Source organism: Pseudomonas sp. PA-6-3C (genome assembly GCF_021605825.1).
In the GTDB taxonomy this organism is placed as follows: domain Bacteria; phylum Pseudomonadota; class Gammaproteobacteria; order Pseudomonadales; family Pseudomonadaceae; genus Aquipseudomonas; species Aquipseudomonas edaphica.
The window spans coordinates 1-20168 of sequence record NZ_WKDV01000031.1; the positions used below are offsets into that span (position 1 = coordinate 1).

Here is a 20168-nt window from a genome sequence, read left to right on the forward strand (position 1 = left end):
GGAAGCAGGCTAACGGGTTTTGCTGAAGAGGCCCGTCATCATAAGCCGCTCTATTGTGGTGAACAGGCTCGATGTGGCGAGCAGGCTTGTTGTGGCGAGCAGGCTTGCCCTGCGCTGGGCTGCGCAGCGGCCCTAAAACCAAACACCGCGTTTTGCCTGGCAGAACGCGGTGTTTTTTATTGGGGCTGCTTCGCAGCCCAGCGCAGGGCAAGCCTGCTCGCCACAACAAGCCGGCTAGCCGCGGGGGCTTAGAACACCACGCCTTGGCTGCGCAGGTAGTCGTCATAGGTGCCGCTGAAGTCGATCACGCCGGTGGCGCTCAACTCGATGATGCGGGTGGCCAGGGACGATACGAACTCACGGTCGTGGCTGACGAAGATCAGCGTGCCCGGGTAGTTTTCCAGCGCCAGGTTCAGCGCTTCGATGGATTCCATGTCCAAGTGGTTGGTGGGTTCGTCCATGATCAGCACGTTCGGCTTTTGCAGGATCAGCTTGCCGAACAGCATGCGGCCTTGCTCACCACCGGAAATCACCTTCACCGACTTCTGGATCTCGTCGTTGGAGAACAGCATGCGGCCCAGGGTGCCACGGATCATCTGCTCGCCTTGGGTCCACTGGCCCATCCAGTCGAACAGGGTCACGTCGTCTTCGAAGTCATGGGCGTGGTCCTGGGCGTAGTAGCCCAGCTCCGCGGCGTCGGTCCACTTGATGCTGCCGGCGTCCGGGGTCAGTTCGTTGACCAGGGTGCGCAGCAGGGTGGTCTTGCCGATACCGTTCGGGCCGATGATCGCCACGCGCTCGCCGGCTTCAACCTGGAAGCTGAAGTCCTTGAACAGAGGCTTGCCGTCGAAGCCCTTGGCCATTTTTTCGACCATCACAGCCTGGCGGTGCAGCTTCTTGTTCTGCTCGAAACGGATGAACGGGCTCACACGGCTCGACGGCTTGACCTCGGCCAGCTGGATCTTGTCGATCGCCTTGGCGCGGGACGTGGCTTGCTTGGCTTTCGAGGCGTTGGCCGAGAAGCGGCTGACGAAGGATTGCAGTTCGGAGATCTGCGCCTTCTTCTTGGCGTTGTCCGACAGCAGCTGCTCGCGGGACTGGGTCGCCACGGTCATGTACTCGTCGTAGTTGCCCGGGAACAGGCGCAGCTCGCCGTAGTCCAGGTCAGCCATGTGGGTGCACACGCTGTTCAGGAAGTGACGGTCGTGAGAGATGATGATCATCAGGCTGGAACGCTGGGTCAGGATGTTTTCCAGCCAGCGGATGGTGTTGATGTCCAAGTGGTTGGTCGGTTCGTCGAGCAACAGCACTTCAGGGTCGGAGAACAGCGCCTGGGCCAGCAATACGCGCAGTTTCCAGCCTGGCGAGACTTCGCTCATCGGGCCAAAGTGCTGCTCCAGCGGAATACCCAGGCCCAGCAGCAGTTCACCGGCGCGGGATTCGGCGGTGTAGCCGTCCATTTCGGCGAATTCGGTTTCGAGCTCGGCAACGGCCATGCCGTCTTCTTCGCTCATTTCCGGCAGCGAGTAGATGCGGTCACGCTCAGCCTTGACCCGCCACAGCTCTTCGTGGCCCATGATCACGGTGTCGAGTACGGTGAATTCTTCGTAGGCGAACTGGTCCTGGCGCAGTTTACCCAGGCGCACGTTTGGCTCCAGCATGACCTGGCCGCCGGACGGCTCGAGGTCGCCGCCGAGGATTTTCATGAAGGTCGACTTGCCGCAACCGTTGGCACCGATCAAACCATAACGGTTGCCGGCGCCGAATTTGACCGAGACGTTCTCGAAGAGTGGCTTGGCGCCGAACTGCATGGTGATGTTAGCTGTGGAGATCAATTACTTTACCTATCAATGAGTTGCGAGCGTGGCGGCAGGAGCCTTCAGGCATGCGTCAACAGCGACATCAAGGCGCGAAACCCGGTCGCTGAGCAGAAAATTTTGGCTGTGTGTTGGAATTTGGCGCGCATTGTCGCATATGTCAGGCGACAGTTGTATGGCAGGCGAACGATGGTTTCTCCAAGGTCTCCGGCATCGCCAGCCATAACAGCGCCAAGGCCACGGCCGCCACGCCTGCCAGGGTCAGGAATGCCGCGTTGTAGCCGGCCTGTTGCACCACGAAACCGGCCAGGCTGCTACTCAACGCCGCACCCAGGCCAAACACCGTGGACAGCGCGCCAAGGCTCACATTAAAACGCCCGGTGCCCTGGGTCAGGTCCTTGACGATCACCGGGAACAGCGCGCCAAAGATCCCCGCGCCGATGCCGTCGAGCATCTGTACCGCCACCAGCCAGTAAGGATCACTGGACAAGGTGTAGAGCACGCCGCGCAGTGGCAGGATCAGGAAACCTGCGAGCAGCAGCGGTTTGCGACCCCACACATCGGCCTTGAACCCCACCAGCCAGGCCATCGGCACCATCACCAACTGCGCGGCGACGATGCACGCCGAGGTCAGCGGCGTAGCCATTTGCAGGTTGATCTGCGCAAGCTTCTGGCTGACCAACGGCAGCATCGCCGCATTGGCCAGGTGGAAGAGGGCGCAGCAGATGGCGAATACCAGCAGCGGCCGGTTGGCCAGCAGGACTTTCACACCGGACGGTTGTTCGTGATCGCTTTGGTGGGCCGGGTCAAAGCCCCTGGCGACTTCATGGTCAATCGCCTTGGCCGACACACAGCTCACGGCCACGATACTGGCCAGCGCCATAAAGGCCATCAAGTAAAACACCACCACCGGGCCGTACAGGTACGCCAGGCCGCCGGCCAGCAGCGCTGCCACAGCATTGCCGGCGTGGTTGAAGGTTTCGTTGCGCCCCGTTCGGCGGGTGAAGGCGCGTGGCCCGGTAATTCCGAGGGAAATGGCCGATATGGCCGGTGCAAACACCGAGGCGGCCACGGCACTGGCGGCCTGGGTCAAGGCCACCCAACTGAAGGCGCTGACAAATGGCAGCATCAGGCAACTGATGGTCACCAGGATGGCAGCCGCCGCAATCACCGCGCGCTTGCTGCGTGTGCGGTCGATCAGCGCGCCCGCCGGGCCTTGGGTGACCAGTGCGGCGATGCCCGCCAGGGTCATGACCACGCCGATGCTGGCCGGGTCCCATTTGTGCACGGCCAGCAGGTAAATCGCCAGGTAAGGCCCGAGGCCGTCGCGCACATCGGCCAGGAAAAAATTGAGGCTGTCCAGGGACAAGGTATTACGCAAGTCAGAGTGATTGGCCACGGCGTTGTCTTCGCAAAGGGTGTTCAGGGGCTGGACACTCATTGGGCTAGTGACCCGTGGGCCTGAACAGAAGTTTCGCTGCCGCTGAGGGTTTCATCTGACGGGCGTTTGGATTATTTTCCGTAGCCCGCTGAAATGACTCCCTGGAGACGCAATGGACATGCCCTCAGCCCAACAGGCAATCGCCGATAATAAGGCCGCCTGGGACGCCTCTGCCGCGCTGCACAAAGATACTGCGACCTGGAATACCTTGCTGCAATCAGTCGTTGAGCCGGCTTTTTCCTGCCTCGACCCCACCATCACCGCGTTGTTGCAAACCGTTGGCGTTGCCGGCAAGTCGGTGGTGCAAGTCGGCTGTAACAACGGGCGTGAAAGCCTGTCGCTGTTTGGCCTGGGCGCGCGTGAGGTGGTGGGTGTCGATCAATCGACAGCCTTTCTGGCGCAAGCTCGGGAGTTGGCTGATATTTCCCCGCATAACCCGCAATTCATCGAAGCCGATATCCATCACCTGCCTGAGCGTTTGCTTGGCCGGTTCGATATTGCCTTGGTGACGATTGGCGTACTCGGCTGGATGCCGGATGTGGCGCTGTTCATGCAGCACGTGGCCAGTACCCTCAAGCCCGGCGGCACCCTGGTGATCTACGAGACTCACCCTTTCCTGGAAGTCTTCGACCCTCAGGCCAGCAACCCGTTTTTGCCCGACAGCTCGTATTTTCAACGCGATCCGTTCGTGTTGCAGGCGTCAATTGTGTATGAAGGGCTGACAGAGGTGCCTGGGCCGACGTCCTACTGGTATGTGCATACCCTGGGCAGCGTCGTCACCGCGGCGATTGCGGCGCACTTGCAGATCGAGCATCTGCAGGAGTATCCGCACTCCAACCGCGAGGAGCTGTATGACCAGTACGAGCACCAGTCGGCCCAATTGCCGTTGTGTTTCACCCTGACGGCCATCAAGCGCGCTGTTTGAGCGGGTTTTTCGCGCACAAAAAAAGGCCCGCGAGAGAAGAGGCGGGCCAAGTGATTCACTGGAGTAGGTGGCCTTACGCTAAAGGCCAGGAAGTAAACACCGTGTGAAAAGCATGTCGGCGTTTCGGATGGCATGCGGTTTTCAGGTGCGGCGCACGAAGGCGCGCATGGTTTGCCCTGGCCCGGTGCTGAAGACCGTTGGGCGGGGCATGCCTTCATCCGCTGCGATAAACACAAAATTATCGCCTTCGAGGCGATAACTGGCGGGTAACGCTTTGCCGGCGTCATCGCCCATGGAATCTACCCAGGTAATACGTTTGGGCGTGGTGCTGCTGTCCAGGGAAAACCGGCCAGCCAGCAATACGTTGCCAGCGACGGTTCGGACTTCGAACTGATCACCCTCAATCGTGGTAATGGCGCCTGGCGCGCTGTGTGCGTCCGCAGGGTTGAGTACGCCGCTGTCTTCCAGGGAAGTCTGCTCCCAGGCGCCCTGAAGCGCGGTGAAGTCCGGGTCTGGTTGAAGTTTCATGCAAGTTCCTTTTGCTGGAGATTGATTGGCGCGATGATAACTGAAAGGGGATTGAACCTGGTTGGGTGCCGAGTTTTTTGTGGGTTGCCAGCGCAACCGCCTGCGCTGTAAATAGCCTCACTCTGGGCTTGCATCCAGGCAGGCGCACGTGAGTCCTACGCGTTGCGTAGACAGCTTTTCACAATTCTTAGTTAACCTTTGGTTACAAACTGTGGCTAAATAAAGGTCTAAGGCGTGGTTTAGGAAGTGACTCGTCCGGCCAGCCGCCACTATGTAATCGTGATTTCAGGTGCTGCTTATTTATCCTCGGCCGTTGTGGGCATGCAGGAGCAGCCTGTTCTCTTCTAACTTGTGACGAATCCCTTGAAACTCATCATTGTTGTTCTCTACGTTGCCTCCATTGCGTATGTTCACCTGCGTGGCAGAGTGCGACACAAGCTGGGTCGCCAGCTTAGCGATCACTCGACGTTCCTTGCGCCGATCAACTGTTTCCTCTACTTGTTTTCCAGGCAGCCAAGCCGTCCGTTTCTGTCGCCCAGCGACTTTCCGGACCTGAGCCCGCTGCAGGAGCACTGGGAGGAAATCCGCCAGGAAGGTCAGAACCTGATGCGCGCGGGCGAGATCAAGCGCTCGGACCAATACAATGACGTGGGTTTCAACTCGTTTTTCAAGTCGGGCTGGAAGCGCTTTTACCTTAAGTGGTACGGCGACAGTCACCCTTCGGCGATGAAGCTGTGCCCGCGTACCACTGAGCTGGTGCAAGGCATTGGCTCGATCAAGGCGGCGATGTTTGCCGAGCTGCCGCCGGGCTCCAAGCTGGTGCGCCACCGTGACCCGTATGCAGGCTCTTATCGTTACCACCTGGGCTTGGACACGCCGAACGATCCGGGTTGCTACATCAATGTGGATGGCGAGAGTTACTACTGGCGGGACGGTGAGCCGGTGATGTTTGACGAGACTTACATTCACTACGCGGAAAACACTACGCAGCAGAACCGCATCATTCTGTTCTGTGACATTGAGCGCCCGATGAAGTACCGCTGGGCGGCGGCGTTTAACCGTTGGTTCAGTCGTAATGTAATGGCGGCTGCGGGTTCGCCTAATGATGAGGGTGACAAGACCGGTGGTTTGAACCGCGCGTTTACGCGGTTGTACAAGATTCGTTTGCGTGGCAAGGAACTGAAAAAGCGTAATCGTGCGCGGTATTACCTGGAAAAATGGGCGATTTTCGCTGGGTTGGCGCTGATTTTTATCCTGATCTGATCTGATCTGCCTGCTGCTCCAAGTGTGGGAGCTGGCTCGACAAGCCAGCCCCCACATTTGATCGCGTGCAGCTCTGCTGTTGCCAAGGTGAACCGCCGTCAGGGCGCAACCCTTAGCCGCCGTTACCCCAATAACGGGTATGCACTCATCCGCCACACTCAAACTCCCCCCGCAAATGTTATTCACGACCTGTTCACTCGATAAACGACACCCCCTCAAACATACCCATTGAACGACTGTTCAGTTTGCACTATGTTGACCGCATCCACCCGTTTTCACACAACCGGGTTCGCGCTTTTTCTTCTTGAACGAGAGGCTCTGGCATGCGGTTTTCCCCCTTCGTCGAACGAATTGCAGGGCAGGGCGTCGCCGCCTGGGACATCCACCACGCCGCGTTCCAGGCTGCCAGCCAGGGCGAAGACATCATCATCCTCAGCGTCGGCGACCCCGATTTCGCCACGCCGGCCTTCATCACCGAAGCCGCAGTCAGCGCATTGCACAGCGGTGACACGCACTACACCGAAATCCCCGGCCGCGCCGCCCTGCGCGAGGCTGTGGCGGCGCGCTACAGCAAGACCCTGGCACGCTCACTAAACGCCGACAACGTGATCATCGTGCCCGGCGCACAGAATGCGTTGTTCATCAGTTCCCTGTGCCTGCTGCAAGCCGGTGATGAAGTGCTGGTGCTCGACCCGATGTACGTAACCTACGAAGCCACGCTCAAAGCCAGCGGCGCCACCCTGGTGCGCGTACCGTGCTCGCCGGAGTCCGGGTTTCGCCTGGATGCACAACGCCTGGCTGCCGCCATCACCCCGCGCAGCCGTGCCATCTTCTTCTCCAACCCCAATAACCCCACCGGCGTGGTGCTCAACCCGCAGGAACTGCAAGCGATAGCCGACCTGGCCACCGCCCACGACCTGTGGGTGGTGGTGGATGAGGTCTACGAAAGCCTGGTGTTTGACGGCCAATACCACAGCCTCGCCGCGTTACCCGGCATGGCCGAGCGCTGCATCGTGATTGGCAGCCTGTCCAAATCCCACGCCATGACCGGCTGGCGAACCGGCTGGTTGATCGCCTCGCCGGAAATGATCGCCCACGCCGAAACCCTGGTGCTGAGCATGCTCTACGGCCTGCCGGGTTTTGTGATGGAAGCCGCCACAGCAGCCGTGCTGGCCCATGACGAAGTGACGGTGGGCATGCGCGACATCTACCGGCGCCGCCGTGACCTGGTCGTGGCCGGCCTGAGTGCGTGCCCCGGCATCAAGGTACAAGCGCCGCAAGCCGGGATGTTTGTGCTGGTGGACGTGCGCGGCACGGGTTTGGGCTCATTGGATTTTGCCTGGCGCCTGTTCCGCGAGGCGGGTGTTTCGGTGCTGGATGCCGCGGCGTTTGGCGAGCCGGCGCAAGGGTTTGTGCGGCTGTCGTTCACCTTGGGCGAAGCACGCCTGGCCGAAGCCTGCCAGCGTATCGCCAGGTTCGTCGCCAAGCTTGCGGGCGAGCCGCGTGTGGCGCCGACGCCTGAGATCGACGTGCTGCCGCCTGTCGAAGCGCGCAAGATGATTGAGGTGATCGACCTGCACAAGCGCTTCGGCAATATCGAAGTGCTCAAAGGCATCTCGCTCACGGCCAACGAAGGTGAGGTGATTTCGCTGATCGGCGCCAGCGGCTCAGGCAAAAGCACCTTGCTGCGCTGCATCAACATGCTTGAAGTGCCCGACCAGGGCAGCATCCATGTCGACGGTGAAAGCATCAAGCTCAACTACGGCATGCCCGGCGCGCCGCTGGTGGCCGATGCCAAGCAATTGGTACGCATCCGCTCGACCCTGGGCATGGTGTTCCAGAACTTCAACCTGTGGCCGCACCGCACCGTCCTCGAAAACCTTATCGAAGCGCCCACCCAGGTGCTGCGCGAAAGCCGTGCCGAGGCCATCGAGCGCGCCGAAGCCTTGCTCGACCGCGTTGGCCTGGCCGCCAAACGCAATGAATTCCCGGCGTTCCTGTCCGGCGGCCAACAGCAGCGTGTGGCGATTGCCCGCGCGTTGGCCATGCGCCCCAAAGTCATGCTGTTCGACGAACCCACCTCAGCCCTCGACCCCGAACTGGTGGGCGAAGTGCTGCGTGTGATCCGCTCCCTGGCCGAAGAAGGCCGCACCATGATCCTGGTCACCCATGAAATGGCCTTCGCCCGGGATGTGTCCTCCAAAGTGGCTTTTCTGCACCAAGGCTTGATCGAAGAAACCGGCACGCCGGACGCGGTGTTCCTCGACCCACGCAGTGAGCGTTGCCGACAGTTCGTCAACGCGCATCAAACTCGCTAACTCCAGAAAAAGACGGGGCAAATCATGAAATGCAAACGCATGGCAACGTGGTTGGGCAGTGCAGTGTTGATGTTGACCGCAGGTTTTACCCTGGCGGCAGAAAAACCCATCGTGTTCGCGGTGGCGGCCGAACCCTATCCGCCGTTCACCGTAAAAGGCGGTAACGGCCAGTGGTCGGGCTTTGAAGTGGACCTGATCCACAAGCTGTGTGAAGGCATGAAAGCCGAATGTCAGATCAAGGAAGTGGCGTGGGACGGCATCATTCCGTCGTTGCTGGCGAAGAAAATCGACGTGATTTTTTCCTCGATGTCGGTCACCGATGAACGTGAAAAACAAATCGCCTTCAGCCGCGCCTATTACGATTCACTGCTGGGCGTGGCAGGCCCCAAAGGCGCTACGGTGGACATCACCCCCGAAGGCCTCAAGGGCAAGTTGATCGGCGTGCAGATCTCCACGGTCAGCGCCAACTACCTGAAGAAGTACTACGAGAACATTGCTGACCTCAAGTACTACGACACCCAGGAATCGGCGAATGCCGACCTGATCGCCGGGCGTATCGACTACATGATGGCCGACGACACCGCCATCGCCATGATGGTCAAGACCCCGGAAGCCAGCGGCCTGGCGCATATCGCCAGCGTGCCCTACGACCCGATCATCGGGCGTGGCGTCGGCGCTGGTTTGCGCAAGGAAGACACCGCGCTCAAGGCACGCCTGGACAAAGCCATCGGCGAACTGCTGGTGAGCAAGGACTATGACGACTTGTCCCAGCACTATTTCGGCCTGTCGGTCAGCCCGTGCAAGCGCGGTGACACGCCGGCCTTTGTGAGCAAGACCTGTGACAGCCCCTATCAGCAAATCGCCCAGAAGACCGAATAATGCTCGATCTCCTCAGCTTTGGTGACCAAGGATGGGGCAACGCACTGCTCAAAGGGTTATGGATGACCCTGCAAATCTCCGTTGGCGCGTTTGCCGTGGGTTTGCTGATCGGCCTGGTGGTGGCCTGCGCCAAGCTCAGCGCGCCGCGCCCGATTGCGCTGCTGATGCGCGGTTACACCACGGTGTTTCGCGCGGTGCCGGAACTGCTGCTGATCCTGCTGCTGTATTACGCAGGCGCCATGGGCCTCAACGCGTTGATGCTGTGGCTGGGTTTTGCCCAGGTCAACATCAGCGGGCCGTTGGTGGCGATCCTGGTATTAGGGCTGGTACAGGGCGCCTATGCGTCAGAGATTTTCCGCGCGGCGATCCTGGCGATTCCCCACGGCCAGATCGAAGCGGCGCGGGCCTTTGGCTTGAGCGGCTTTGGCCTGTTTCGCCGGGTGACCTTGCCGATCATGGCGCCGTATGCGCTGGCGGGGATGTCCAACCTGTGGATCAACTTGATCAAGGACAGTGCCTTGATCAGCGTGGTCGGTACCAATGAGCTGCTGTACACCGCCAAGCAGGCGGCGGGTTCCACCCGTCATTACTTACTGTTCTACCTCACGGCCGCCGCCTTGTATTACCTGGTGACGCTGGCTTCCAACTACCTGTCCGGACGCCTGGAACGACGTATTCGTCGCTGGATGCCGGTTGTCGAGTGAGGCGCGCATGCCTGAGTGGATAAGTTACTACGCCGGGCTGATCGCCAAGGGCTTGCAGACCACCTTGTCATTGCTGTTGATCAGCGCCGTGCTCGGTTTTGCCCTCGCGGTGCTGGTGGCTCTGGCGCGGTTATCACGGCGCAAATGGCTGGCGCGCGGTGCGCTGGCCTACACCAGTGTGCTGCGCGGTACGCCGCTGCTGATCCAGATCTACATTTTCTACTACGGCCTGGGCAGCCTGTTTGCCCAGTTCCCGATGATCCGCGGCAGTTTTTTGTGGCCGTTCCTGCGTGACGGCTACTGGTACATCGTGTTCGCCCTGGTGTTGTCGGTGGGCGCCTACGTCGGTGAAGTGATTCGCGGTGGCTTGCTGGCGGTGCCCAAGGGCGAGATGGAAGCCGCTTCGGCGTTTGGTATGACCCCGCGCCAGGCCCTGCTGCGGGTGCGCTTGCCACGGGCGATGCGTCTGCTGTTGCCGACCTTGGCCGGTGAGACGGTGATGCTGCTCAAATCCACCGCGCTGGCATCGACCATTGCCGTGGTCGATCTGCTGGGCGCGGCTAACGTCGTACGTGCGCAGACCTTGCAGATCTATCAACCCTTATTGTTGGTGGCCGGTGTTTACCTGTGCCTGACCTTCCTCATCGAGGGCGTCTACGCCATCGCCGAACGGCGCGGCACGCCGCTGCGCAGGTCGGCGGGATGAAACAGGACCGCGCGCTGCAAGGGATTGCCCTGTGCTCATTGGCCTACGCGTTTCTGGCGTTGCAGGACGCGGTGATCAAATGGCTGGTGGCCGATTATTCGGTGTTCAGCATTCTGTTCTGGCGCAGCCTGGTGGTGGTCGGTGCGTGCGTGATCGCCGGGCGCATGGGCTTGTTGCGTCGGGCGTGGAGCTCGGTGAGCCGCAAGCTGCTGATCATTCGTGGGCTGCTCTCGCTGCTGGCGTGGTTGCTGTATTACACCGCCGCCAAGGACCTGACCCTGGCGGAAATGACCACCTTGTATTTCTCCGCGCCGGTCATGGTCACGCTGCTGGCTGCGCTGATCCTCAAGGAACGTGCGAGCCGTGGGCAATGGGTGGCGCTGATCATCGGGTTTGTGGGTGTGGTGATCGCTTGTCGCCCCAGCAACATGCTCGATCCAGTGCCTATCGCGCTGACCCTGGCGGCCGCGTTGTGCTGGGCGTTCACCTATATCCAGCTGCGCCAGGTCGACCCGGCAACCTCGGTGCTGGAGCAGATGCTGATCACCAATGTGGTGTTCGTGGGTTGTATGGCGCTGACCTTGCCCTGGACCCACACGCCAGCGCCGACCCCCGCCTGGTTGGGGATGCTGGCCGCAGGTCTGGTCGGCGGCATAGGTCAGTTCCTGTTGTTTGCGAGTTTCCGCCGGGCCACGGCGACCTTGCTGGCGCCGTTCGAATACACCGGGTTGATCTGGGCGTTTTTGCTTTCGAGCCTGATCTGGGGCACGTCAATGGATGTGTCGCTGATCATCGGCGCCGTGTTGATCGCGGTCAGCGGCACCCTGGCCATGCTCAGCGCCCGCCACTCGGAATCACAAGATGTGGTCGGCGCCGAATGCTCCGTAACGCAACCCCTGTACCCAGCAACGACAGATGTGCAGCCCGTTGGCGGGGCTGAAAGTACCGGGGTTCAGACACCCCTCGAGCCAGAGCCCGTCGAGCATCGCCGATAGGCCAATGGCGGCCAGGTGGCTGTCGTGGATCAGCAGGTTTTCGCTGCGGGCCAGGTCGTCCAGGAGCTGTTGGATCAGCGCCAGGTAGGCGCGGTAGCTGTTTTCGTGGGACTGGTTTACGTGGGGCGAGTGGCGGATCAGGCTCCAGAACACCACCCACACGCCGAGCAGGTCGGGGTCCATCACCCGTGGCGAAAACGACGCGCTAAGAAACGCGTCCAGGCGCGCAGCGGCGCCTTCGGCCAGCTCGACTTGCGCCCATAACGCGCTGGTCAGCTCATTGGCGAGCTTGTGGTAAGTCTCGGCGATCAACGCGTCGATGCTGCCGAAATGGTGGTTGAGCAAACCCACCGAAACGCCGGCTTCGGCGGCAATGCGGCGCACGGAAATCCCGGCGTGGCCGTCACGGGCCAGGCAGGTAAGGGTCGCGGCAACCAATAAGTCGCGGCGTTCATCGGGGTCGGCGCGGCGCAGTTTGGGAGGGTCGATGGTCACGGGCATGCCTTTGATAAAAGACCAGGGTGCTCAGGTTAATTGAACGTGTGTTCAATCTCTAGCGATTAAATGATCAGAGGAGGGCAAGGCATGGCAAAAGACCTTTCGTGGCAGGTGCCAGGCGATGCCGGCAACACACTGCACATCGGCGCCTGGCGCTTTGAAGGCGACGGCAGTGGCCCCAAGGTGCACCTGCAAGCGGGTGTACACGCCGATGAAATCGCCGGAATGCTGGTGCTGCACCAACTGCTGCCGCGCTTGCAGGCATGCCAGGCCCAGGGCCGCCTGCGCGGCAGTGTGACCGTGGTGCCCCAGGCCAACCCCTTTGGCATTGGCCAGTTTCGCCAGGGCAAATTGCTCGGGCGTTTCCATGAGGCCACCGGGCAAAACTTCAACCGTGCGTTCGATCATTCCCTGGCCATGGAACGCCCCGCGAGCAACCTGGCGCACTGGCAAAAAAGTTTAGTGCAGTTGGCGTCCGACGCCGACCTGGTGCTGGACCTGCATACCGACGATGAGGCCTTGCCGTACCTTTACATTCATCGCAGTTTCTGGCCTGAACAAGGCCTGGCACTGGCGGCCGCGTTGCAGGTCGAGGTGGTGATTGTCTGGGATGAAGGCGGTGACGGCTCTTTTGAAGAAACCATCATCAACCATGGCACGCCGCGCTTGGCCGCGACTGTCGAATTGCGCGGGCAGGCCGATGTCAGCGATGCGCTCGCGCAACAAGACGCCGACGGGCTGTGGGCGTGGCTGTGCATCAATGGCGTGATTGATGAAGTCGCCACGATCAGCGAATGGCAGGGCGAAGTGGTGGACATGGGCTGCATGGAAACCGTCCTCGCGCCCTGTGCCGGCGTGCTGGTGTTTGAAAAAAGCCTGGGTGACCTGGTTGAAGAGGGCGAGCGTTTCGCGCGCATTATAGGCTGCCCTGGCGACCCGTCTTCGGAAGTGTTTTTGCAGGCAGCGCAAACCGGCCGCATGGTGACACGCCACCGTGAGCGCCGGGTGGCCCAGGGGGCGGTGGTGGCCAAATTCACTGGCACACGGTTGTCGGACAGCTACAGCGGCGGTGTGCTGGACCCTTAGATCCCCAGACCTACACATAACCCTTGTGGGCGCGGGCTTGCTCGCGAAAGCGGAGTATCTAGAGAAGGACGTGTAGACTGACCCACCGCATTCGCGAGCAAACCCGCTCCCACAATTTACCCTCGTAATCGGCAACCAGGTCGCCTTCGATCAATGGATAAGTGGGCTATACCTACAGTTCAGGACCATCGACGATGACTGCCAGGGAGTTCAATGATGAAATCAAGGCTAATGATCAGCACGCTGTGCGTTGCAATCGCAATGCTCGGCTGTGCCAGCAAGGTAACGCAACCGGACGAATATTCAGGTTTTCTCGCGGACTACAGCCACCTCAAAGAGGCGAAGTCGCCTTCAGGGGCCGAGGTGATGCGTTGGGTTGATCCCGAGCTGAGTCTGAATAACTTCACGGCGGTGTTCATCGAACCGACGCAGTTTTACCCCAAGCCCCAAGCTACCGCGAAAATTCCCGACAGCACCCTCAACGGCATCAACACCTATTACAACCAGGCGCTCAAGCGTGAGCTGGCCAAATCGCTGCCGCTGGCCAACGCGCCAGGCCCAGGTGTGATCGTGGTGCGCGCGGCCATTACCGCCGTCAGCAGCAAGACCGAAAGTCTCAAGCCCTACGAGTATGTCCCTGTGGCGCTGGTGGCTGCTGCAGTGAGCACCGGCACCGGCATTCGTGACCAGGAAACCACCCTGGGCACTGAGGCGCAGTTCCTCGACGGTGGCAGCGGCAAAGTAATTGCCCAGGTGGTGCGCAAAGGCACCGGCAAGCCGTTGTCCAACGACTCGCAGGTGATGAAGGCCGATGATGTAAAAAGCGTGATTGACGGCTGGGCGTCGGACTTGCATCAGTCCTTTGTGAAGCTCAAAAAGCCCTGACTACTAACTGTGGCAAGGGCGCAAGCACCCTTGTCGGCCTGATGTCTTCAGGCGCGTGCCCGCCCTTGCGTACGGGCACGCTGCTTTCACCCGAGCGTTATTTAAGCGGGGTCAGTGGCGGCAGCTTCCATTGGCCATTCCCCACCTCAGGCTTGGGCAGGTAAATCCGCAGTACGGCGTAAAACGGACCGGGCGGGGCCGGCAACCAGTTGCTCTGTTCGGCCTTTGGCGGCTCGTGATGCTGCAAGGCCAAGGTCAGGCCACCGTCGGCGTCCAGTTTGAGGTTGGGCAGCATCGCTGAGTTGATCAGGTAGCGCTTTTTGAGGTTGGGCGCCAGCAGCTTAGTTTTTGCGTCGTACATGGTCAGCGACCAGAACGCTTCGGCCGGTGGCAGTTGGTCCTTGGCAAAGTGCACGGTGTAGCTGTGGCGTGCGCCGTTGGCCGGTTTGCCTTCGCTGTCGACGAAGTAGCTCATGTAGATGGCTTCGTCGGTGGAGTTGCCGAAAATCCCCATGTTTGCGCCGGCATAGCGGTACAGGTAGTTGTTTTTCAGGCGGTCACGGCTGCCGAACAGGTCGCTGCTGGTGACTTGGTGAGTGTCGATTTTGTCTTTCTTGAACGCGGCGAACTCAGCGCGGCCATCGGCAATCCCGTCTTCCAGGGCTTTGCGCTGTTCAGCGGTCAGGTCCTTGACCTTGAAGGGCGCGCCGGGGGCGATACCGATCCTGGCAAAGCGCGTCATCAGGTCTTTCTCGCTGTCCTGAGGCGCGGCAAAGGCCAGCATGAAGTTGAGGTAGCGAAACAGCTGCGGGCCTTCGGTCATGGTTGCCATGGGTTTGGGCCATTCGATCTTCGCTACTTTGGCCGGCGCAGGCTGTTTCACGTAGGCACTCAGCGGCTGCACTTTGTAGCCATTCTGGATCTGCTTGACCTTGTTCAAGTCCTTTTCATCAAACAGCTGCGTGCGGTACAGCGCATAGGCAATGTTGCTTTCGCTGTAGATCACGCGATCGACGTCGACAGGTTGCTGACCTTTCCAGTCCGGCCCGGCGATCATGTAGTGGCCACCATTGTTGCCGGTGCTGCGGGTGCCCAGGTAGGCGATGTTCTGGGTGTATAGATCGATCAACTGCACCGAGTAGTAACGGTTGTCTTCAATCTTGGGCAGCGTCAGCACCAACGGCTCTTTGCGCAGGTCCATCCACACGAAAGAGTAGGGTGTGTCCGAGTTCGGAGTGACGAATGCGGTGTCCCTGGGTGTGAACACCTGGGCGGTGTTGCCGATATGATTGAACGGCGCCTTGTAGTTGGCACCGCCTTTATCAACGGCCTGGGTGTAGAGCGTCTTGTACATCTCCACTACCGGGTAGCCATACAGGTAGGCTTCCTTGGCAATGGCCCGGGCTTCAGTCGGGGTCGCCGTGAAATCGGCCCAGGCGCCGGTGCTCATGAGTATCGAGAGGCTCGCCAACAGCAGGCGCGTCGGTTTTCCAATCATGTTGTTGCGTCCTTCCTGAGTGCTTTTTAGAGGGCGTGGGATCAAAGCCCAGAGTTTCCTGTTTTATTGGCCGAACGTCACGTTAATCCCTGCAAACAACGTGAACTGAGTGACTCCGTCGGCCTTGCGTGCCACTGTCCATGGCGGTTCGACAAAAGCGCCAAGGATATGACTGCCGGCTTTCCAGGCCCTGCTCGTGCCCAGTCGATGGGAATGCAGTGGATGTGGGGGTGTTCACGGTTTTGAGTGCCGCAGTTGTGGGCATTGCCTGTGAGGCAGTGCCCTCAAGCGGCAGGCAACATCGATTTGACCTTGTCACGCAGTTGATCAATGGAGAACGGCTTGGCAATTACCTGCATACCTGCGGGTACGTCGATGCTTTCGGCATAGCCGCTGGCGAACAGGATCGGCAGGCTAGGGCGAAGCACGCGTACTTGGGTGGCCAGATCCTTGCCGCTCATGCCTGGCAGGCCCATATCGGTCATCATCAGGTCGATATGCTTGTCGGCATCTTCAGCCAACTTGAGGGCCTCTTCGGCGTCTGCAGCCTCAAACACCGAGAACTCCAACTCTTCGAGTACATCGACGATCAGCATGCGCACGATGGCGTCGTCTTCGACTACAAGGATGGTGGAGGGGGCAGCGCACATAGGGGGAATTCCTGAAAAATGGAAGGGCAGGTGTCTGTCGGTTGTAAGACCGTTCTCTACTGAGTCACGGCCATCTCGGCAAGTTCCATTGGTGGGGCATTGTGAAGGGAAAGGGGGCAAATGTCGCGTGGCATGGAGGCGGTGTGCTGAGCGGGCAATGCGTCAATGACACGCTACAAGCGGGCCATTGACACCAGGGGGTCAAGCGAAAGTCAAAGTGTGGTGTTAAACAGGGCATACGGTTTGTTGTAGGGCACCGTCATAACAAAGTCTCCATCACTGAATTCGCTGATGTGGTACTCCGGCACACCTTTGGTCACCGCCACGGGATCAAGGGTGCCCGCCGTCTTCCCGCTGTTCAAGGAGACTTCCAAGCCTTTTCGCATTGAGGCTTCATTTGGAAAAGTTGCAAGACCGAAGTTTGGATTAAAGAAAAACCATTCCTTCTGGTTGTTTTTATCGAGCGTGACGCCCGCCAGAAGCCCATGGTTCTGGGTGCTGATCTTCAGGAGCGTGGGAGGGCTTGCGGTACTTAAACGCGCAGCAACGTCGGTATACGGCACTTGGCTGACGCGTTGAATACCGTGAAACTGTTCGCGGAGCACCTGATGCATTTCGTTCAGCTCTTTGCGAAAGGCCCGAACCTTGGTGTCGTTAGCATTCCTGGCGGCTTTGAAAAAGTTATTGATGAAGGCGTCCCTGCGGTTGTTAAGAATGGCCAGCGCCATCGTATTCACTAGGGCTGCACACTCACCATTGGACGCCAGGTCAGTTTGGCTGAGATAGAAGTTCTGCGGCATGATGTAGGCCTTGCCACCTTCGGCCAGTACTTCCGCTTCAAACGTCTTGAAGCTCTCAAGACTCTGGATCGCCATGCGCTTTTCTATCTCTTTGGCCAATGTGCCGATGGCTTCGGGATTCCCGGCCTTGCTGACGGCCAAGCTTTTTATCTGCGAGACCCTCATGCTCGAGTGATAGCCCGGGATATCGTCGACAACCCCGGAAAGACCTCGAGCGTAAGCAACTGGGTTGCTTTGTTGCGCTGCCTGTAAGGCTTGCCTGAACTGATCTCCGGTTGCATTTGGTACGGGAGCGACATAAGTGGCCAGCCAATCTATGAAGTTGTTGTTTATTTCACCATTGGCCGCGACGGTTACAGGTTTGAAATCGGTGAGCCCGGTACCATACGGTTGTTGCGTGCCAGGGTTATAGCTATACCACTTGCCCTTTTGAAACACCGCGGCCTCTTCAACAGCCCGCCCTGCACGTTTGAAGGTCCCCGTCGCCACTATGCCGTGGGTATTACTGGCTGCCTTGAGCGCGCTGATAGCATCGGCACCTTTGGACAACAGGTAATTGCCGCCTTTACCCAATAGCTTGAGGCCTCCAACCGCCAAATCACCCAAACCACTCACGGGGTTGAGCAGGCCGAGCGTGGAGGCGCCGATAATCTGGACGGCCTTTAACCCCTTGGCGCCCGTGGAAAGAGCCGAGCCGCCTATCTTGATCAATTTTCCTGCGGTGGCGGCACCGGCACTCAGGAACCCGAAGATATCCAGTGTCAGGTCGAATATTCCATCGCCATAGTTGCCGTTCTGAAAGTTGATGACGGCTGATCTGAAAGGAATCAGATTTAACAGGAAATTACTCAGTGGTTTTGGCCCGCCCTGCAATGTATCCAGGGTAGTCTGGCCGCGCGCCAGTTCTTTTATCGCGGGGTCGTCGAGTTCAAGGTGTTCGGCATATACTGTGCCTATGCGATGGGAGCGCTCGCTATTGAAGCTATCCAAGGGGCCGTCCTTTACCGGTTGCTCCGTGCTCAGACGACTGTCTGCCCCCTCGAGCTTGACCTGATTGACGGTAAATACCCTGTTGGCAATCATTGGCTTGGGTTGCGTGATCCTGGACAGCGGCACCCCTTCAATCGTGCCGCGGTTCAGGTCGATTTCGTAGGTGGTTATCTGACCTTCCAGCTCAACCTTGACCAACAGTTCCGGTTGATTTTTATCTGGCGTGCTGCCCCAGAAGCCGGTCGACAGCCTGGATGTGCGCTCATAAAAAAACTCGAGCTTCCCGAAATCGAATTTTTCTCGGTCCTCTAAGAGAAGTTGGGAGATCATGTGCTGAACGGTCGTAGCGACCGCGTCCTTTTTATCAGCGATTGCGCGTGCAAATTGCTGATCGAACGCCTCCTGGACGCCAAACCTTGGGTTACTGTTCAAGGCTTCCAATGGGATACGCGGGTCAGTTGACATAAAGGGGCGCGGATTCGGCATGTCCATCATGGCGATGTCCAATAGCGAATGCATGCCGCCCAGCCCGACTTGACCAGGCTCCCCGCGATACGGGTCTGTACCGAGCACCTTCAAGTCGAAAAGCGCTCCGAGGTCGCCAAATCGCTCGATGAGCTTGGTCCGCGCAATACCTTCTCGCGTGGGTAGTGCTTTGTCCAATGTCTGGCTGGCAACCAACCGCTTGCTGACTTGTCTGTTGAATTCATCCTTGAGGGTATTGAGTCGTTCGGGGCTATAGCTGTCCTCTGCATTTGCAACGAATACACCGTTGGCGACTCCCCAATCCACCAGTGCGCGGGTCTGAGCGTGCGCATTCGCAGCCGATGGTGCACATTTTTGTGCATCGCACATGACCTCGGCAAAGGTCATATTGGCGACGGTACCTGGCCGCTCGGCTTCGATAGCCGCGGCCGCAACCGTCAGGTTGAACCACGCCACGCTGCCGATTTTTACACTGTCGGGAATATCTTTAATCAGAAACTGCGGCGCTACCCTGGACAGCAACAGATGGGTAGCGAGTTTGACCGTGCTGGAATTGGCGCGGCCATTTTTCTCAAGATGACGGCTCAAACACGCGGTAACCTCTGAGGGTCGCTGCCCCCAGTGATCAGGGGCATGCAAAGGCCATTCGGCGATTTTGTTGCGCTCAGGTGCCCTGAGTGACTCCGGGTCGAGCCCCAGGTGAATCGCCGCTAATACGTAGTCGTAGAGGCTGTTGTCCGTGGCCGCGCCCTGCAGGTGGGCCTGCAAAGCCAGGCCGAGTGCTCGGGCCTTAGGCGAGTCGAGCAGCTTTTGCATCGTCACGGTCGGGTCTTGCAAGTCGCTTTGGCTGACCGAACTGCCGCTCAGCAGATAGGTCAGTACGCCATTGCCATGGGGTGGCAACGGCAAACCTGGCAAACCTGTTGTGTCGGATTTGAGGAAGGCGCGAATGCTGTGCTGGTCCGCCTTCGCCATGGGAATTGGCCAGGTGAGAGCGCCACCGAAATCACCCAGGGGGTGCTGTAAGGCCTTTTGCTCCAGTTTCTGCGCGAGTGCCGCCATCTCATCGACCGTGCGCGGCAGTTCAAAACCCAAGTGCGTGATCACTGTCGCCAGGGTTTGCGCTGCCGGCTGCACGTGGGCGTACGCCGAGTCTTTATGGGGCGTCAGACGACTATTGCTCAACCCGAATGAGACATTGTCCGGGGTAACGGGCTTGCCATACGTCCGGGTATCAATGCCGCGCAGTTGCTCGGCCAGGTTGCGCAGGTTCTGCTGGTCTGCCAGTTGTGTGCGCAAGGTGGCGGGGGCAGGTGTTTGAACCGCGCGTGGGGAATCTGAGGCGGTCGTAGTGAACGTGTGTGAAGCGTCTTGCGCAACCGGCGCGGGAGCTTCGACGACAAAGGCGCTGGGGTTGTCTGCCAGTGTGCGGGTAGGGGCGGTTATGCTCATTGGGGGTACCTTGGGGGGCAAAAAAGACGCCTTCCAAAAGATCTTCCGTGTTCGTGAGGCGCTGTCCTGAGTGCCGCAACCCTTCACCTACGTTCCGCCGCATCTGTATGCACGTATGTAAGGGGTCTGATGAAACCGGCCCGAATTGGCGTGTAACTCACTCGCAGCCTGTAGGCCAGCGCTTCAAAACAACGCACAAACATAGCCTTGCCCCCTGATATTCGGGCAAACTCCCCCTTTTTCCGCA

Annotated in this window: 15 protein-coding genes and 1 pseudogene; 9 read left to right on the forward strand and 7 right to left on the reverse strand. The window is 59.4% G+C overall.

What is annotated here, in order from left to right; all coding sequences use genetic code 11:
- Nucleotides 1–248: 248 nt before the first annotated feature.
- Together GIW48_RS19790 and GIW48_RS19795 are read right to left on the reverse strand one after the other, a co-directional pair.
- Complete coding sequence (locus GIW48_RS19790; protein WP_074854431.1) at nucleotides 249–1835, reverse strand: ABC-F family ATPase; 1587 nt, start codon at nucleotides 1833–1835, stop codon at nucleotides 249–251.
- Between the two features lie 142 nt (nucleotides 1836–1977).
- Complete coding sequence (locus tag GIW48_RS19795) at nucleotides 1978–3216, reverse strand: MFS transporter (RefSeq protein WP_186616982.1); 1239 nt, start codon at nucleotides 3214–3216, stop codon at nucleotides 1978–1980.
- A 154-nt stretch (nucleotides 3217–3370) separates the two neighbouring features.
- On the opposite strand from GIW48_RS19795, the gene GIW48_RS19800 reads away from it, so the two are divergent.
- Nucleotides 3371–4183, forward strand: a complete 813-nt coding sequence (locus GIW48_RS19800; protein ID WP_017138811.1) for a class I SAM-dependent methyltransferase — start codon at nucleotides 3371–3373, stop codon at nucleotides 4181–4183.
- Between the two features lie 141 nt (nucleotides 4184–4324).
- Here the strand turns inward: GIW48_RS19800 and GIW48_RS19805 are convergent, their stop codons facing one another.
- On the reverse strand, nucleotides 4325–4711 hold the full coding sequence (locus GIW48_RS19805) for a TIGR03067 domain-containing protein (protein WP_017138810.1): 387 nt from the start codon (nucleotides 4709–4711) through the stop codon (nucleotides 4325–4327).
- Nucleotides 4712–5074: 363 nt separating this feature from the next.
- On the opposite strand from GIW48_RS19805, the gene lpxO reads away from it, so the two are divergent.
- From lpxO to GIW48_RS19840, 6 genes are all read left to right on the forward strand, one after another.
- The gene (gene lpxO / locus GIW48_RS19810; protein ID WP_017138809.1) at nucleotides 5075–5974 is read left to right on the forward strand and encodes a lipid A hydroxylase LpxO; all 900 of its coding nucleotides are present in this window, start codon (nucleotides 5075–5077) and stop codon (nucleotides 5972–5974) included.
- Between the two features lie 323 nt (nucleotides 5975–6297).
- Nucleotides 6298–8292, forward strand: coding sequence for an aminotransferase class I/II-fold pyridoxal phosphate-dependent enzyme (locus GIW48_RS29780; protein ID WP_026013822.1), 1995 nt, complete (start codon nucleotides 6298–6300; stop codon nucleotides 8290–8292).
- Between the two features lie 24 nt (nucleotides 8293–8316).
- Complete coding sequence (locus GIW48_RS19825) at nucleotides 8317–9171, forward strand: transporter substrate-binding domain-containing protein (RefSeq protein WP_026013821.1); 855 nt, start codon at nucleotides 8317–8319, stop codon at nucleotides 9169–9171.
- Nucleotides 9171–9875 carry an ABC transporter permease gene (locus tag GIW48_RS19830; RefSeq protein WP_170037440.1) on the forward strand — a complete coding sequence of 235 codons (705 nt, stop codon included), beginning with the start codon at nucleotides 9171–9173 and terminating at the stop codon, nucleotides 9873–9875. Before GIW48_RS19825 ends, GIW48_RS19830 begins: the two co-directional genes overlap by 1 nt.
- A gap of 7 nt (nucleotides 9876–9882) precedes the next feature.
- Entirely contained in the window at nucleotides 9883–10581 is a 699-nt protein-coding gene (locus GIW48_RS19835; RefSeq protein ID WP_017138806.1) for an ABC transporter permease, read from the forward strand.
- Entirely contained in the window at nucleotides 10578–11576 is a 999-nt protein-coding gene (locus GIW48_RS19840; RefSeq protein WP_026013820.1) for a DMT family transporter, read from the forward strand. Before GIW48_RS19835 ends, GIW48_RS19840 begins: the two co-directional genes overlap by 4 nt.
- Here GIW48_RS19840 and GIW48_RS19845 read toward each other — a convergent pair.
- Nucleotides 11532–12077: pseudogene (locus GIW48_RS19845) on the reverse strand (TetR/AcrR family transcriptional regulator); the annotation flags it as partial. The gene GIW48_RS19840 and the pseudogene GIW48_RS19845 sit on opposite strands and share 45 nt — an antisense overlap.
- Before the next feature lie 84 nt (nucleotides 12078–12161).
- Here GIW48_RS19845 and GIW48_RS19850 point away from each other — a divergent pair.
- Together GIW48_RS19850 and GIW48_RS19855 are read left to right on the forward strand one after the other, a co-directional pair.
- Nucleotides 12162–13160, forward strand: a complete 999-nt coding sequence (locus GIW48_RS19850) for a succinylglutamate desuccinylase/aspartoacylase domain-containing protein (protein WP_170037437.1) — start codon at nucleotides 12162–12164, stop codon at nucleotides 13158–13160.
- A gap of 216 nt (nucleotides 13161–13376) precedes the next feature.
- A complete protein-coding gene (locus tag GIW48_RS19855; protein WP_099549737.1) occupies nucleotides 13377–14045 on the forward strand; it encodes a DUF3313 domain-containing protein in 669 nt (222 codons plus the stop codon).
- A 97-nt stretch (nucleotides 14046–14142) separates the two neighbouring features.
- Here the strand turns inward: GIW48_RS19855 and GIW48_RS19860 are convergent, their stop codons facing one another.
- From GIW48_RS19860 to GIW48_RS19870, 3 genes are all read right to left on the reverse strand, one after another.
- Nucleotides 14143–15543 (reverse strand): DUF1254 domain-containing protein, encoded by a 1401-nt coding sequence (locus tag GIW48_RS19860; RefSeq protein WP_099549738.1) that lies wholly within the window; start codon nucleotides 15541–15543, stop codon nucleotides 14143–14145.
- Nucleotides 15544–15827: 284 nt separating this feature from the next.
- Entirely contained in the window at nucleotides 15828–16193 is a 366-nt protein-coding gene (locus GIW48_RS19865) for a response regulator (protein ID WP_138453067.1), read from the reverse strand.
- A gap of 212 nt (nucleotides 16194–16405) precedes the next feature.
- Complete coding sequence (locus GIW48_RS19870) at nucleotides 16406–19921, reverse strand: hypothetical protein (protein WP_236460657.1); 3516 nt, start codon at nucleotides 19919–19921, stop codon at nucleotides 16406–16408.
- Nucleotides 19922–20168: the final 247 nt, after the last annotated feature.

Bases quoted from the DNA above. Each gene is read 5' to 3' on its own strand.
- GIW48_RS19800 (WP_017138811.1), top strand. From the start codon at position 3,371: ATGGACATGCCCTCAGCCCAACAGGCAATCGCCGATAATAAGGCCGCC.
- GIW48_RS19805 (WP_017138810.1), bottom strand. From the start codon at position 4,711: ATGAAACTTCAACCAGACCCGGACTTCACCGCGCTTCAGGGCGCCTGG.
- GIW48_RS29780 (WP_026013822.1), top strand. From the start codon at position 6,298: ATGCGGTTTTCCCCCTTCGTCGAACGAATTGCAGGGCAGGGCGTCGCC.
- GIW48_RS19825 (WP_026013821.1), top strand. From the start codon at position 8,317: ATGAAATGCAAACGCATGGCAACGTGGTTGGGCAGTGCAGTGTTGATG.
- GIW48_RS19830 (WP_170037440.1), top strand. From the start codon at position 9,171: ATGCTCGATCTCCTCAGCTTTGGTGACCAAGGATGGGGCAACGCACTG.
- GIW48_RS19835 (WP_017138806.1), top strand. From the start codon at position 9,883: ATGCCTGAGTGGATAAGTTACTACGCCGGGCTGATCGCCAAGGGCTTG.
- GIW48_RS19840 (WP_026013820.1), top strand. From the start codon at position 10,578: ATGAAACAGGACCGCGCGCTGCAAGGGATTGCCCTGTGCTCATTGGCC.
- GIW48_RS19850 (WP_170037437.1), top strand. From the start codon at position 12,162: ATGGCAAAAGACCTTTCGTGGCAGGTGCCAGGCGATGCCGGCAACACA.
- GIW48_RS19855 (WP_099549737.1), top strand. From the start codon at position 13,377: ATGAAATCAAGGCTAATGATCAGCACGCTGTGCGTTGCAATCGCAATG.
- GIW48_RS19860 (WP_099549738.1), bottom strand. From the start codon at position 15,543: ATGATTGGAAAACCGACGCGCCTGCTGTTGGCGAGCCTCTCGATACTC.
- GIW48_RS19865 (WP_138453067.1), bottom strand. From the start codon at position 16,193: ATGTGCGCTGCCCCCTCCACCATCCTTGTAGTCGAAGACGACGCCATC.
- GIW48_RS19870 (WP_236460657.1), bottom strand. From the start codon at position 19,921: ATGAGCATAACCGCCCCTACCCGCACACTGGCAGACAACCCCAGCGCC.